Here is a 15,167-nt window from a genome sequence, read left to right on the forward strand (position 1 = left end):
CGGCCTGGGCCACGGTGAGGTGTTGATCGCGTACGGAGCGGACGATGACCAGATGTCGTGTTGTGCTTCCCATTGACCATCGTCACTGTCCCGAGGGTGTCAATGATGTCCCGACTCACCTGTCATCGATCACGGGCCGGTTTGTGTCAATGATGTCCCGGCTCACCTGTCAACGGTCATGGGGTGGTTGCCAACGCCAGGACTGTCAACGATGTCCTGACTCTAGACACAGTTTCATAGCCGAGTAGTCCAGCCCGGTCTCTTCGACAACGGGCCGGATGACCGCGTCGACGAGAGCATCACGAATCTTGTTCTTCGTCATGCCGGGCTGATGCTGGGTGGATACCACCACGGTGTCGACAGTCCTGGGTACAGCGCCGTCGTAGCCGAGCGTGACCTGGGTCTTGCCGTCGGGTCGCAGGAACGGCAATTGTCCCGATTTGCGCACCGTCGTGAGACGTTCGGCCAACCGGTGTGCGGTCCGGATCGCCATGGGCATCAACTCGGGGGTCTCGTTCGTGGCATAGCCGAACATGATGCCCTGATCTCCTGCGCCCTGTTGGTCGAGAAGATGCGAGGCGGTGCCGTCGCGCACTTCTTCTGAGTTGCTGACGCCGTCGCCGATCTCCTGCGACTGTTCTCCGATGGACACTGTCATGCCGCAGGAATCACCGTCGAAGCCCATCTCGCTGGAGGTGAAGCCGATCTCGTTGATGACGCGGCGGGCGATGGCAGCGATATCCGCATAGCCGCTGGTGCGGATCTCCCCGGCAACGTGGACCAGACCGGTGGTGACGAGTGTTTCTACAGCGGTGCGCGCGTGGGAGTCTTGGGCGATGAGGGCGTCAAGGATGCTGTCGCTGATCTGGTCGCAGATCTTGTCGGGATGACCTTCAGTCACCGATTCCGACGTGAATAGCTGTAGCGTCATGGTCTGTTCCTTTTCTCAGGTGATTTCGCGGTCGGGACGTCGGTGGGGGCACAGCTCGCGGGCGCCCCCACGACGGTGATTTCTTAGTGGGGCGCGGCTTTCAATGCGGGAGCCTTGCGCAGAAGCCCGGCCAGTCCGGCCAGAGCGATCACGCATGCTCCGATGACGATGAGGAGCACGGCCCGGTAGCCGTCCGTGCCCGAGGACGAGAGCGCGGTCATGGTCGTGTAGATGCTGCCCAGGACCGTTACCGAGAGCAGGCTGCCGAACTCGTAGGACACTTCCTCAACGGCGGAGGCCATGCCTGCTCGTTCGGGGGCGACGTTGGTGATGATCGTCGAGGACGCCACGGTAATCAGCACGCCGATGCCGGCACCGGCGATGAACAGGCTCAGCCCCAGCCAGGTGATGTGGGCGTTCAGCGTCAGTGTCGCCAGCCCGTACCCAATACCGGCCAGAACAGTCGCGACCAGAAGGAGGGTTCGAGGGCCGATGCGGGTTAGAAGTGAACCGCTGGCCAGGGAGGTGATCGTCGCGCCAACGGCGATGCAGCCCACGAGCAGGCCTGCCTGGAGCGGGGTGAACCCGGCCGCAGTCTGGAAGTAGAGTGATGTCACCGCTCCGATTCCGGCGAAGACGAAGGTGCTCAGCCCTGCGGCGAGGACACCTGCGGACACGGCGACATTGCGGAAGATGCCGAAGTCGAGCAGTGGGATGTCCAGGCGGCGCTGACGAGTGACGAACAGCGCGAAGCCGACCGCCGCAGCTGCCAAAGAGATCGCGATGATCGTGACGGATGGGTCGGGTGAAGCGATGTCTTTGATCGCCGCGACAAGTCCCGTCAGACCCACGAGTGCCCAGATGGAGGACACCAGATCCCAGGGCACGCCTGATCCTTCGACGGCTTTCGGGGCGAAGACCACGGTCAGGATGAAGGTCACGATCACGATCGGCACGTTGATCAGGAATACCGACCCCCACCAGAACCACTCGAGTAGAAGCCCACCTACGAGGGGTCCGAAGGCGATTCCACCGATGGACACGCTCGACCAGACGGCGATGGCGATGTTGCGTTCGCGTTCGTCGTAGAAGGTGATGCGAATGATCGCGAGGGTTGCAGGGAGCATGAGGGCTGCGCCAACTGCGAGCAGGCGCGGGAGAAGATGAGGATGCCCGGCGTCGGCGAGAATGCTGCGACGAGCGAGGCCAACCCGAACAGGGCGATCCCAATGAGGAACACCCGCTTGTGGCCGTATCGATCTCCCAGGGTACCGGTGCCTAACAACAGGCCGGTCATGACCAGCGGATACATGTTGATGATCCACAGTGATTCGCTCGTGCTCGCTCCCAGGGCGTCCTCAAGCACGGGGACGGCGATGTAGAGGATCGATGTGTCGATCGTGGCGAGGAGGAGGCCCAGGGAGACGGCTGTGAGGACGATCCATCGACCCCGCTCTGCGCGGACCTCCGAGGGAGCGCGGCTTTCGGTGCCGAGGGTCTCGGATGGTGTGTTGGCGTTGTCGTGATTCATCCGGTGTGCTTTCTTTGGTCCCATTCGTTCTTCAGCATCGCGAAGGTGAACTCGTCGCCCCATTCGCCCTTGAAGATCTCCAGTTCACGGAAGTGAGCTTCTTTGCGCAGGCCCAGTCTTTCCATGAGCTGGGCGGAGGCGTCGTTTCTTGGATCGCACCGACCGATGATCCGATGCAGGTTCAAGGTTTCGAACCCCAGGCGGAGCATTTCGATGGCGGCCTCCGAAGCGAGTCCCTTGCCGTGATAGTCAGGGTGGAAGACGTACCCGAACTCGCCTTGCGAGTTTTCACGGCTGAGGAGCGTGAGCAGTACGTAGCCGATGACGGTGCCGTTGTAGTCGACCGCCAGCAGTAGCGTGTCCCCGTCCTTGTCGAGCTTCGTCTGGGTCACTCGTTTGGCGAGTTCCTCTGCATTGTTCTCAGGCGTGCGGGGCTCGTTGAAGAGATACCGGGCGACGTCCTCGCGGGATTCGAAGTCGAACATATCGTCTTCGTCTACGGGCGTAAATGGTCTGATGATGAGTCGCGAGGTGACAATGGGCTGATCGAGCTGGAACATTATTTTCTCCTTCTGCAGCACGTGTGTGCGGTCATGGTCAATGCGACGCCGCCGGTGGTGTCCGGCCGGTCGCGGTAGGGGTCGAGCAAATCCGAGATTCGGTGCCGGTGCCCGGCGACGAACACGTCACGGATCCTGGCTGCGTCGGCGATATCGGTCAGGGGGTCGCCGTCAATGATGAGCATGTCGGCATGTGCCCCGACGGTGAGTTCTCCGAGGAGTTTGCTAGCTCCGAGGGCTTTGGCCGCGTTCACCGTTCCGGTACGCAGCGCGTCTACCGGTGTGAAGCCGTGGCGAACAAGTGCCCTGAGATTGGTGTGAATACTGACTCCGAGGTCGTCCAAAGGGGCATCAGTGCCGAGCACGACGAGACCGCCGGCTTCGTGGACCGAACGCAGCAGATCTACGTCGCCGCGGGTCCACGCCAGGTTGATGGGGTCAGGTTCCGTTGAAGCTTGTTCGGCTTTTTCCTGAAGACGTTGATAGTCCCACCAGGGGTAGAGCACGCGGGTGCGTTCATCGTCGACTAGGTCGCGGGAGTCCGCGTGGACTTCTGCGGCGAACAGCAGTGTCGACGACACCCAGAAGTCTCCGCCGGAGAGCAAGGAGACGGTGTCGGCGGAGGTGAGCCCTTCGGCGGCGCTGAGGGTTCGGGAGTAGCCAAGTCGGTTCCCGCCGCCGGTGTGCTCCATTCCATGCAGGCCCGAGGAGACAGCCGGGTAGACGTAGTGTGACATGACGGGGATTCCGTGTGCTGCGAGCCCGTCGACCAGTCGGCGCTCGAGGGCGACGGGGAGGCGCTGGTAGGACTTCACGCAGCTGTAGCCGAGGGCGAGGATGCGTTCGATTTCCCGGTCGAGCTGTTCGTCAGAGGTCACGCACCGCATGAACCCGAACGAGCAACGGTTGCCGTCGAGCGGCTCGCCGTTGTTGAGGAACCGCGGGCCGATGCCTGTGCCGGAGTGGGCGGCTTCGCGGATTTCGCGTGCTTCGTAGGCGAGGTCACCGGCCGACCGGCTGGTGGTCACACCGTAGGACAGCCACAGGCGTCCTTGCCGATTGCCCCAGGCCCTGCCTCGCATGTGCCAGTGGTTGTGCATGTCGATCAACCCCGGCATGACCGTGTACGACGAAGCGTCCACGTCTGCTGCCTGGGCGTCATCGGCAGGCCGGATGTCGGCGATGGTACCGTCTTCGATCGTGATATCGACGTTGTGCTGGTAGTCGTCGTCCACCCCGTTCCAAAGTTTCCCGGCACGCAGTGTGAATCGCTCGGGTCGTGCCTGCCGCTGATAGTCCAAGGACGGGCGAACTCCGGCCGAGGCATTCAGAAGATGGAACGTCCCCAGGGAAAGGAATGCAACCTCTCCAGAGGTGGATCCGGTGATACCGTCGGCGATCGCATCAGACGCGACGGTAGCCTTTGCGGTGATCTTCCCGGACTGGTCGATCGGCGCGCGGTGCAGCCTGCTTTCGCAGACGGCGAAGAGCTCAGTTCCGTCGGCGGCCCAGACGGGGCCGTCGTGGTTACGTGTGGCAATCGACAGGCCCGCCGAGAATGGCCGGGTGAACGTTTCACTGGTGGCGAGGTCGAGGACGAGTACCTCGTTGAGTCCGCTGTCAGTGCGTGAGGAGGCTGGTTGGTGCACGGCCATGGCGATTTTCGTGGAATCGGGCGACCAGGTCACCTTTCCGGGCGTGTCGTACCCAGTGAGAACTTCCGTGACTGTGCCAGAGGCAAGGTCAAGCCGATGCGTACCACCGGCCTCATCGTGGAATACCACCGATGCGCCATCCGGGGACACCGACGGAAGGAGCGCACCGTTGGCTTCGAATGTCAACTGCGTGTCCGTGCGGGAGGCGAGATCGTGGCGCCACAGATTGACGATGCCGCTGCGGTCGCTGGTGTAGATGATCGCTGAGCCATCAGGCTCCCAGGAGGGATCGGCGTTGAAGTAATCGTCATCCGTAACCTTGCTCGTGTCACCAGAGCGATCGGTCAGCCACAAAGCGTTGAGCGCACGGAAACAGATTCGGGTGCCGTCCGGGGACAGTGCTGCTCCGGTCAGACCGAGTGCTGCACCGTGTGCCTCTAAGTCCAGCCGGGGAGCGATTACTGCAGGAGCTGCCGCCGCTGTCAGGGTGACGTCAAATGGCACAGCGGACGTCTGTGACCCGTCCAAAGTGCGGCGGCGGATCTCCCCGTTCGTGGCGTACATGAACTCCGTGTCCGAGGTCCACGCCGCTGGTAGGGGCGCGGGCTCTTCGTCCTCGGGGTCGGTCAAGCGTCGTCCGTCATGCTCGAGCCAGGCCTGCGGAGTATTCGTGACGACGTATATCAGCGCCCCGGACGGCGAATACGACAGCCCCCGAACCGTGTGACCCTCCTCGACCGTGCGTAGGGTCTCGATGGTGCCGGTCTTGATGTGGAGCCGTTCGATGCGAATGTCGTCGGCTACAAAGACGACATGCTTCCCGTCGGGATGCCACCGTGGCGAGTGATACGACCAATCATCGTCGCTACCGACGAGGACACGGCGCTCTCCGCCTCGGATTCCGATGCGGCTGACGGTGCTGGTGCCTCCGGCGTCGGAAATGAACACGATATCTTTGCCGTTCGGTGACACGTGCGGATCTTGGTCGTCCTCGGTTCCCGTCGTCAGGCGAGAGACCGTGTCAGTGCGCAGGTCCAGCGCGCATAGATCGTAGGTGCCGTGCCGGAACGATTGGAACACGACGGTGCGCCCATTCGGCGTCAGGCTCGGCCAGGTAGCGTCTTCGACATCATCGGTGAGGCGGCGTGCCTTCCCACCTCGGGCCGGGAGATGCCACAGCACATTGCCGACGTCAATGATCGTGACTTTGCCTCCAGGATGCGTGGTCAGCGTGATGTTCGTGGCCGTGCTGACGGTGGCACCTGCGCCACCAGCTGCGGCATGCGCGCGAGTGACGAGGGCACCGGGCTCGATCAGGGCTGCGGTGGCAGCGACGGCGACGCCGCCCTGGACGAATCCGCGTCGGCTGATCAGTGCGTCCATTAACTCTCCCTGACCGCGAGGATGAATCGCGGAAGGTTGTCGTGGTCTCGGTGACTGGCGATCTGCCCGAATCCGGCGTCGGTGAGGATCGTGAGGATCTCGTCCAGCGCCGCGTCATAGTGTTCGAGTGCGAACGTGCCTCCGGGTCGCAGGAGCCGGTGCGCCGTCCGTGCCACAATGCGGGTGAGATTGAGGCCGTCCGCTCCCGAGTACAAGGCCTCTTTCGGCTGGTACACCGCCCACTCGCTCGGCATGTGCAGGTCCGTGGGCACATAGGGCGGGTTCGCGGTCACGAGATCCGTCGTGCCGGTCAGGTTATCGGCGAAGCCATCGCTGCTGATGTCGGCCTGGAGGAACTCGACCCGCCCGGCATCAACGCCATCGAGGCGGTCGGCGTTCTCCCTGGCACAGGCCACGGCGGATTCGGAGACGTCAGCTCCGATCACGTGCGCCTGCGGCAGCCTGGTGGCGACTGCGAGGGCGATTGCTCCGGTCCCGGTGCACAGATCGACGACCGTCGGAGTGTTTGTGGACTGGCTCTCGATCGCGGCGTCGACCATGGCTTCAGAGTGCACTCGCGGGATGAACACGTCCGGTCGGACGGTGAGATTGAGTCCGAGAACGCGGACGTGTCCGGTCAGGTACTCCAGCGGCTCCCGGTTGCCGCGTCGGGCCACGAGGTCGAGAAACTGGTCGCGTTCGGCCGCTTCCGGTGCCGCGCCCTCGTCGGTGGCACCGAAAGCTTGCTCGGCGAGCACCTGCGCATCTGAACTGGGGGCGGGAACGTTCGCCGTGTGCAGTTGACGCGTCGCAGCCTGGACGAGTTCTGCGCGTGAGGGAGTCAGTGCCCGATCCGGTGCACCAAACTTCTCACGGGTAGCGTCGTAGTAATCGCGCAGCCACTGCACCATCTGAGGGTGCAGGCGTGAGGAAGCAACCAGCTCGGGCGGCGGCGTGAAATCGTTGTCGATCTGATCGGCCCAGTTCTGGTAGATGGGCTGGAGGTCGGCTTCGAGGTATTCCTGCCAGTCCGTGGGAATCGTCCAGTGATGCTCGTAACCGGTCGCGAGCATGTGCTGGACGGTGGTGTCGATGATGCGGGACCGACCGCCTGCCCGCTGGACCGGGGCCCGTTCGGGGGTGAACAGCGACAAGTCAGCCTCGCCACGGCCGCCGGTGAGGCGGTCGGCGAACTCCTGAGCGATCAGCGGCGACAGGAACAGGCCGTCGCGGTAGGTGCCGGTAGTCATCCACAGACCTTCGACGGGGGTCTCGCCGAGCAATGGGAACCCATCGAGGGAAACTGGGCGGTTGCCGACGTTGATGCGTCGCACGCTGCTCGACCAGAGATTCCGACGGATCTGGCGGTGTGCGCAGCCGAGCAAGAACTCCAGATCGCGCAGGACGGGTTCGGTCATCACGGTCGGGTTGATGATGTTGGTCGCTCCGACGTAGACCTGCCCCAGACCTCGCGGGACGACGTGGAGTCCGCAGGCGAACGCACGGTTCGGCGTCCGGATCACCGACTGGGGCTGAGTGCCGTCGTGGGTGGTCATCACAGCGGAGACGCCGTACCCGGCGACCAGTCGCGGAATGGTGGCACCGAGCCCGGGCACGGAGTCGATGAGAGCCTGCGAGCCCACGCCTGCAGCGAGAACAACTTGGCCGGCTTCGATGACGTCACCGTTGTCGAGGACCACTGCGCGGATGCGACCTTGGTCTTCGCGTAGGCTCACTGCTCGTTCGCGGATGAGGGTGCATCCTCGTGCGGCGGCGGCACCCTCGAGACGTGCTAGCAGGCGGCCGGAGTCGACGGCGTGCTCGCCGGGAATGTGGATCGCTTCGAGCGGGCGGGAGTTCGGGTCTGCGTCGATCCAGCCGATATCGTCAACGTCGACGGTCTCGAAGGGTTCGTTGTTCTCCTGCAGGGTCCGCTGGATGGCGGAGAAGTTCTCGGAGTCGATTTCGCGGGTGCCGACGGTGTTGAGGATCACAGTGGTTCCCGAGGCGGTGAACAGATCGGTGCCGTCCAGGGGCGAGTGGTCGGAGATCTTCTCGACCCAGTTGCTCCAGAGCGCTTTGGCTTTCAGATCGAGAGCGAACTTCGTCCGTCCGGGCTCGTCGCTGATGAGGTCGGCAGTGACCTCGCCGAAGCAGCCGAGCATGGCTCCTGCAGCGGTCGATGCCGCGTACTGCCTGTTGTCGGGGCCGATCAGGACGACCGAGAGGCCGCGATCGGCGAGTTCGACGGCGAGGGAGCTACCGATGGCTCCGTTGCCGACGACGATGGCGTCGAATGTTCGTGTGGTCATGAGGGCTCTCCTAGTGAATCAGTGGGTGGTGGCGACGTGGGCGGCGAGGTGGTCGATCTGGGCGGGGGTGTGCCGTGCGGACAGCGCGAATCTCAGGAGCCCGGTGCCCTGGGCGACGATCGGGTAGAACACGGGGAAGCAGAGAACGCCAGCCTCTTTCAACGCGATACCTGCTTCGAGGGTGGTCCGTTCGCTGTCGAAGGTGATGCCTCGGATCGGGGACCGTGACCCTGCGTTGACGCCTGGTGGCCGGTGGCGTTGTCGAAATGGGCGACGTTGTCCCACAGGGCGGCTTGCAGCTTCTCGACCGACCCGTCCAGGTGCATGCGTGCAGATTCGGCGTTGACGGCGGTGTGGGGTGCCATATTGGCGTGGCCGAACACGAGGGGGTTGGCTTCGCGGCGGATGACCGTGGCGTCGGCTTCGGTGTCCACAAGGACGAATCCGCCGGAACCGCCAAAGGCCTTGGAGAGCGAACCGACGAGGAGGACTTCGCCGGTGATGTTCCCTGATAGGGCGGTATAGGCGTATCCGGTTCCGAGGTGCCCGTCGATCGAGGTGCCATGGGCATCGTCGATGTAGACGTAGCCTCCATGTTCTGCGGCCAAACGAGCCAGGGTGGCGACGTCGATGAGTCCTCCCATCGATCCCACACCGTCGACGAGGATGATCGGGCTACGGGAGGCATTCTTCGCTTCCAAGAGCAGAGGTTCGAGAGTGCTCAGGTCGGTGCTGTCGAAGCGGTTGGTCGGGCCGATCTGGTCGAGGATGCCGCGCAGGCTCTGCATGGACGCGTGTGCGGTGCGGTCGAAGAGGAACTCTGGCCCATTGCTGGCGATCGGATAGCTGGGCAGCAGTCCTGTGCCCAGTAGCGGTAGCACTCCGAGGTGCACGCTGCTGACGGAGTTGAACACGATGGCGCGGGATCCGCCGTACATCGTCGTCAACGCGTCCTCAAGGTCGTCGAGATCGGCGGTGTGCATGCTGTTGCGCGAGGCCGACAGGTGCACTCCGACTTTCCGGATGGAGTCCTGGGCGGCGTGGACCAGACGCGGGTGAGATTCAAGTCCGAGATACGAGCAGGAGACAAACTCGGTGTAAGTCTTCCCGTCATCGAGGATCACGCCTTCCGGTGTGCGCTCACGGACGCTGTGGTTCGTGATGCCGGCCTGGGCCGCTTGGTCGTACATGTCGGTCGTCCAGGCTGAACGTCGTTCGTAGACGTTCTTCCGGCTAGTGATCGTCATAGACATCGTGGGTCTCCTTCGAATGCGGTGCTGTTGTATCGATGCTGTGGCTGAGAGCTGTCTGAGCAAGGTCCGTGAGGAGGACGAGGTTGGTGTTAAACCATTCCCGGTTCTCTGCCAGCGACTGAGCGAACGCCGCAGGTGAGTCCTGCACGAGCTCGTCGTCGATCTGCGTCAGCGCTTGAGCCAAGGTGGAACGCGCCGGTCGCTGCCCGGGGGCCGCTCCCTGGATATCCCAGTAGGTCTCAGGCGACCCTGATGTCACGCGAGCTGCCAGGGCCATCAGCAGCCGCGTAGGTGGAGGCGCGAACTCCAGACAGCGATCGGCATCAGCGACGATGCCCGGCAGGCTGCGCGCGAAGGCCAGGAGCGCGCTGTGCGTAAGGGCTTGCACCGCGACGAGTTCTTCGTCGTGCTCGCGTGCGGTCAGAGGTACGACTCGAGCACCCGCATCCACGATGCAGGCCAGGACCTCGGTGACAACGGGATGCGCGATCGGGTCGATGACTGCGATGCGGTTGCCGCGGGGTCCGAGCCCGGGATGGAACAGCGGTTGATGCTGAGCATCGCGTGATCCGGCACTGCCGCTGCCAGGCGGGCGCGGAGGCGGTCTTTGCGGGAAAGCGTCTCGACGAGGAGGGCGTCCGAGGCAAGGAGCGGGGCAAGCGCTTCCAGTGTCTCTAGCGCGGATTCCTCGGGCACAGCGAGCACGGCGAGAGAGCATCTCGAAAGTGCCTCGGCGATGCCTGGCGTCGGGTGGCTGGCGTCGGCCTGGTAATACTGCTCCAGCGTGTTGAGGGCCGGTTCGGCGTCGACGCTGACGCGGGGTCTGGTGTCGACGGCGTGGATGCGCCAGCCGTGCGGGGCGAGGATGTTCGCGATCATCTGGCCGACAGGCCCGAAGCCGACGATGACGGCCTGCTTCGGCCGCGATGTGTGCCGGGTGGATGTCGTGCTCATATGTTCGTGACTTTCGATTCGAGTGCGGAGAGCAGAGCGCTTGCTTTGACCAGGGTTTCTTCGAACTCGTCGATGGGGTCCGATTGGGCGACGATGGCGCCTCCGACTCCGAACGTGGTGGAGGTGCTATCGGTGACGAGCGTGCGGATGGTGATGCTTAGGTCGGCGCCGCCGCTAAGGGAGAACCAACCGATGGCTCCTGAGTAGAAGCCGCGCGCGCGTTGTTCGAGGGTGCTGATGATCTCCATCGTGCGGATCTTGGGAGCGCCGGTCATGGAGCCGCCCGGGAAGGTGGCCTGCACGCAGTCCACTGCGGTCAGTTCGGGGCGCAGTGTGCCGGTGATGGTGCTGACGAGTTGATGGACGTGGGAGAAGGTCTCGACGCTGAAGATGTCGTCTGCGCGGACGCTGCCCACGGTGCAAACGCGGTTGAGGTCGTTGCGGAGCAGGTCGACGATCATGAGATTCTCAGCGCGGTCCTTCCCGTTCGTGGAGAGGTCTTTGCGTAGGGCTTGGTCTTCACCGGGGGTCTTTCCACGGGGACGGGTGCCTTTGATCGGTTTCGCTTCGACTTGGTGGTCGACACCGACCCGGAGAAAGCGTTCGGGTGAAGCACTGAGGACCGCGAGGTCTCCGAATCGCAGGAACGCTCCGAACGGCACCGGGCTCGTGTGGCGCAAGGCGCGGTAAGCCGCATAGGCGTCGGCCAGCGGTCCGCCTTCGGCCATGTTCGTCAGGCAGATCTCATAGGATTCGCCGTCGCGGATCTTCTCCAGGCACGTCTGGATGCTCGCCAGATATGAAGCACGGGCCTGGTCAAGTTCGAACTCGAGCGCAGCCGATTCGGTCAAGATCGGCGCGTTCGTGGCCGCTGTCGGGTGGTCGTCCGCCTCAGCGACAGTGTCACGGACGGTGGCAGAAGTGTCCGAGAGCCAGGCGGCGGCGGACGCCCGTGTCGCCGGTTGGCTGTCGTCGACAAGGGTGAGCAAGTAGGTGTAGCAGTCGCGATGATCTACGACGATGGCGCGGTCGGCGAAGACCATTGCCGCGTCTGGGTGCGGTGATCGGTGAGCGGGCGTTCCGACAATCTCGTCTTTGAGCTCGTACCCGAGGGCCCCGACGTAGCCGAGATTGAAGTCAAACGGAAGGTCCTCGGCTGCAGGGACCGCGCGCTCACGTAACCGAGCTTGGAGATAGTCATAGAAGCCCAGATCGACGACTCGTTCACCGTCAGCGCCACGAACCCGCCACTGTCTGGCGGCGACATCGTATTGAAGGACTTCGGCGAGCGGCCCCGTGGCATCGCCCATGATCGTCAGGTGCTTGGAGACCGGGTCGGGGGTTGAGCTATCGAGCCAGAAGCTAGTCGAACGAGCCTCGTAGAGTTCCTCAAACAGACGTTGCGCGTCAGGTTCTCCATCGATTCGCTGAGATTCCACGCGCAGGCGCGGACGAGGTGCACCCCGCTGAGGGTCTCGGATGCGGTCGGGCACATGGGGTCGCAGGCGGGCGAGTTCCTGGAAGTTCATTAGCATCGTTTCGCCCCACTCGGTGAGCGCCGACTCGGGGTGGAACTGGATTCCCCAGTACGGCCGTTCCGTGTGTCGGACCGCCATGACCACGCCATCGGGGGTCCACGCTCTTGGTTCGACCTCAGTCGGCAGATCGGTGACCGCCAGGGAGTGGTAACGCACCGCCCGGAATCCCTGAGGCACGCCGCGGAAAAGATCTGTATCGTAGTGATGCACGGTCGCGACCCTGCCATGCATGGCCTCGGGGGCGAGATCGACGGTTGCACCCGAGGCGAACGAGAGCGCTTGATGGCCGAGGCAGACGCCCAGCACCGGAAGGCGGTCCTGCTCGAAGGCACGACGTGAGATACCCAGATCCTCGGAATGCTGAGGCCGACCCGGACCGGGCGAGACGATTATGCCGTCGAAGTCGTCGAGCGTAACGTCATTCCAATCAGTGTCATTGGTGATGACAACGGGTTCAGTTCCGAACACGCGGTGGGCGAGATCGCGGAGGTTGTAGGTGAACGAGTCGAAGTTATCGATCAGTAGAGCGCGCATCGTCGTGCTACCTTGACGGCTCGGCGTCGTTCGACACGCCTGTTTCGTCGATGATGAGGTCTTCTACGCGGCAGGTCTCCGTGATGATCACCTCGTAGAGGTTGCGCAAGAAATCGGTGCTGATGCCATGCTCCCGACCGAAAGCTTCTGCCCGCTGATGCACGACCCCCACCCGGCCCGGCTGCATCATCGGGATGTCATGTTCGCGTTTGAGTACTGCGATGCTCACGCAGCACTCGATTCGGCGACGAAGCACGTCCAGAAGCTGCGCGTCCAGCGTGTCTAATTCGTCGCGTCGGCCGGCAAGGATGACGTCCGGGTCGGTCACTTTGGTGTCCACAATTTGCTCCTGCATTCTCCAAGGTCTTGCGGCCGGATCCGGCATTGCCTGCCGCGGTCCTCATCCGCTTTAACCCCACGCTACGAACGGCAGGGATGCTCTGGCTTGTCATCGAGTGCCAGGGACTTGACGTGGGGTGTACTGCCCGCCTGTGCCCGACGAGCACGGACAGGCAGCGTCCTTATCCACCCATCACGATCAACGCTGAGCCGCCATGTGTTTAGAGTCAGCCCGTAGCTGAAATAGCGGATGGCGAGGGCGAGAAAGGAGACTTCCAGGGCATCCTGAAAGGAACGGGATGGGCCTAGAGGATCAGGCGTCGATTAGAAAGGCCGTGCGGTAATCGCGTGGCGGCATGTCGAATCGCGCGCGGAACGCTCGGGAGAAAGCACTGGGGTCTGGGAATCCCCAGTGCCCGCCGATCTTGCTGACGGGAATATGCTGGTAGGCGGGGTCGATCAGTTGTCGACTCGCGCCGTCAAGACGGCGATTGCGTATCCATTCCCCCAGGGTGGCGTCTTCTTTTTCAAAAAGGCGGTGGAGGTATCGGAGAGAGATGTGATGTGCATCGGCAACGAGTCGTGGGGTCAAATCTGACCGGGACAGGTTCTTTTCCACGAACCGATAGATGGATTCGAGCAGTCCGGCGGTATAGGTGTCCGGGCGCCGCTCAGTGCTACCTTGTGCTTCCAGAAGCGCTACAGCGAGCACATCGATGAAGGCATTGGATAAGCGCGCCGATGAGGTTCCGCTGAGCCACCCGGTCTCCAGATTGGATGCCAGGCCGACCACCATCGATGACAAGAGCTGACCGGTGCCAGTTTGTCCGTCGATGTGGAGGGCGGTGATATCACGCAGGCGCGGCACTTTCTCGGCGAGAAGGCTCCGGGACATTGACGCGGTGACTGCGCGCGCAGAAGAGCGGGGTGGGCAGTACAGGGTCGAGGGCACGGAGTCATCGAGCACGCTGAAGTCTCCGGGCCGCTCGATCGTCGCTGTTCGGTCCATCTGGCTCAGCCCGATCTCGCCGCCACTGAGGTGAAGCTGGAGGAGGAAGTCGTCAGTCTCTTCTTGACGGACATGCCGGGACGTGCGGGTGATCTCGTACCCGCTGCTGGCTTGGTACTCGGCGAGGGAGACGGTCACCGGCCCCAAGTTGCCGGTGACCATGCGCGAGTAGAAAGTCTCGTCGGTGCTGCTCACGCGGACGGCGCAGCGCGCGAAGGAGCCAGTGACGACGTCCTGCCAGTAGTCGATCCGGCGATAGAAGGCGACAACGTCCGTGCTGAAGCTCTCCACCAGCATGTGCGGACCTCCTCGCTGACTCTCGCCTCAGGATCGGTCATCAGATCGTACCTGACAGTGCACATCACAGGAAACTCGACAAACACGTCCACAAATTGCGCACCTTAGCTAAAACCGGAAATGCAGGCGGCGAAGAGTGATTCAAGATCATTTACGAATCCCTTGAGATGGATTTGTGAAGCTTGCCCTTGTCCGCAATAGAAGACTCGGTTTAGTGGGGTCGTCGGAGGTTAAGCGCTTTGTGGCCAGTTGTCGATTTCGACGTCTAATGTCATCGAGCTCCTGTCCCGCGCGGAGCCGTTCATGTTCAAGTCGCTTGATCGTTCGGAGCCTGGCTCGCACCTGGTCGAGAGACTCGCTGCCCGGAGAAGCGTCCGTCGCCAGCGGCGTTCGGAACAGTGTCGGAGCGGTGCGGGCGGGATGAAGACGCGAAAGCGAAGGTGGGTGCGTCGACAAGGGATGCCTGCAGGCCGATCCATCGTGCGTGGAGCGGGAGGTCGGCCAGATTGCCGAGAACGGCTCTTATGTGGAAGTTCGCATAAGCGCCGCTATGCCGAGCCAATGATTATGCTGACCGGCTTTATGCTGAGTGTGATCGGCTCGTTCAGGGCTCTGACGCGGTCAACATAATCGTCACCGTCTCGTGAGTTCAACGCTGACGGTTCGACGGTCATGTTGGCAGTGGAAGCGGATAACGCCCTTACGACGATAGTGAGGCGGCGGCCAGATAACCGGCCCTTCACAGATGAGCATGGGTAGCGGTGTGCGCGTGGGCGTCTCGAGGGGTGTGTTGTGAGGTCTGGGTAGAGGTCGAGGCCTCCAGGATGGGTAGCGACCAAGCAACCCGATCCATGAAGGCCTCGACGTGTCT

Annotated in this window: 11 protein-coding genes and 2 pseudogenes; all 13 read right to left on the bottom strand. The window is 63.0% G+C overall.

Features of this window, described 5'->3' with window-relative positions; translation table 11 throughout:
• Window positions 1-232: 232 nt before the first annotated feature.
• A pseudogene (locus YO9_RS0110770) lies at window positions 233-931 on the bottom strand (S-adenosylmethionine synthetase N-terminal domain-containing protein); the annotation flags it as partial.
• A gap of 83 nt (window positions 932-1,014) precedes the next feature.
• Window positions 1,015-1,608 carry an MFS transporter gene (locus YO9_RS21640; RefSeq protein WP_396350755.1) on the bottom strand — a complete coding sequence of 198 codons (594 nt, stop codon included), beginning with the start codon at window positions 1,606-1,608 and terminating at the stop codon, window positions 1,015-1,017.
• Between the two features lie 48 nt (window positions 1,609-1,656).
• Window positions 1,657-2,525: pseudogene (locus YO9_RS21645) on the bottom strand (MFS transporter); the annotation flags it as partial.
• Entirely contained in the window at window positions 2,459-3,043 is a 585-nt protein-coding gene (locus tag YO9_RS0110780) for a GNAT family N-acetyltransferase (RefSeq protein ID WP_223286425.1), read from the bottom strand. The pseudogene YO9_RS21645 and the gene YO9_RS0110780, both read right to left, overlap by 67 nt.
• Window positions 3,022-6,060, bottom strand: coding sequence for an amidohydrolase family protein (locus YO9_RS0110785; RefSeq protein ID WP_016997472.1), 3,039 nt, complete (start codon window positions 6,058-6,060; stop codon window positions 3,022-3,024). Before YO9_RS0110785 ends, YO9_RS0110780 begins: the two co-directional genes overlap by 22 nt.
• The gene (gene prmC / locus YO9_RS0110790; protein ID WP_016997473.1) at window positions 6,060-8,372 is read right to left on the bottom strand and encodes a peptide chain release factor N(5)-glutamine methyltransferase; all 2,313 of its coding nucleotides are present in this window, start codon (window positions 8,370-8,372) and stop codon (window positions 6,060-6,062) included. Before prmC ends, YO9_RS0110785 begins: the two co-directional genes overlap by 1 nt.
• Window positions 8,373-8,390: 18 nt before the next feature.
• Complete coding sequence (locus YO9_RS18125) at window positions 8,391-8,534, bottom strand: hypothetical protein (RefSeq protein WP_223286426.1); 144 nt, start codon at window positions 8,532-8,534, stop codon at window positions 8,391-8,393.
• The gene (locus YO9_RS0110795) at window positions 8,531-9,625 is read right to left on the bottom strand and encodes an aminotransferase class I/II-fold pyridoxal phosphate-dependent enzyme (protein WP_223286427.1); all 1,095 of its coding nucleotides are present in this window, start codon (window positions 9,623-9,625) and stop codon (window positions 8,531-8,533) included. The genes YO9_RS18125 and YO9_RS0110795 overlap by 4 nt, the downstream gene beginning before the upstream one ends.
• Window positions 9,606-10,076: a prephenate dehydrogenase/arogenate dehydrogenase family protein gene (locus YO9_RS18130; protein ID WP_262925663.1), complete on the bottom strand. Its 471-nt coding sequence runs from the start codon at window positions 10,074-10,076 to the stop codon at window positions 9,606-9,608. The genes YO9_RS0110795 and YO9_RS18130 overlap by 20 nt, the downstream gene beginning before the upstream one ends.
• Complete coding sequence (locus YO9_RS18135; protein ID WP_223286428.1) at window positions 10,046-10,579, bottom strand: 3-hydroxyacyl-CoA dehydrogenase NAD-binding domain-containing protein; 534 nt, start codon at window positions 10,577-10,579, stop codon at window positions 10,046-10,048. The genes YO9_RS18130 and YO9_RS18135 overlap by 31 nt, the downstream gene beginning before the upstream one ends.
• Window positions 10,576-12,651: an aminodeoxychorismate synthase component I gene (pabB, locus tag YO9_RS0110805; RefSeq protein ID WP_016997474.1), complete on the bottom strand. Its 2,076-nt coding sequence runs from the start codon at window positions 12,649-12,651 to the stop codon at window positions 10,576-10,578. Before pabB ends, YO9_RS18135 begins: the two co-directional genes overlap by 4 nt.
• A gap of 7 nt (window positions 12,652-12,658) precedes the next feature.
• A complete protein-coding gene (locus YO9_RS0110810) occupies window positions 12,659-13,006 on the bottom strand; it encodes a chorismate mutase family protein (protein ID WP_031273118.1) in 348 nt (115 codons plus the stop codon).
• Window positions 13,007-13,303: 297 nt separating this feature from the next.
• The gene (locus tag YO9_RS0110815; RefSeq protein ID WP_016997476.1) at window positions 13,304-14,296 is read right to left on the bottom strand and encodes a helix-turn-helix domain-containing protein; all 993 of its coding nucleotides are present in this window, start codon (window positions 14,294-14,296) and stop codon (window positions 13,304-13,306) included.
• Between the last annotated feature and the right edge of the window lie 871 nt (window positions 14,297-15,167).

The organism is Kocuria atrinae C3-8, assembly GCF_000286355.1.
Classification (GTDB): domain Bacteria; phylum Actinomycetota; class Actinomycetes; order Actinomycetales; family Micrococcaceae; genus Kocuria; species Kocuria atrinae_A.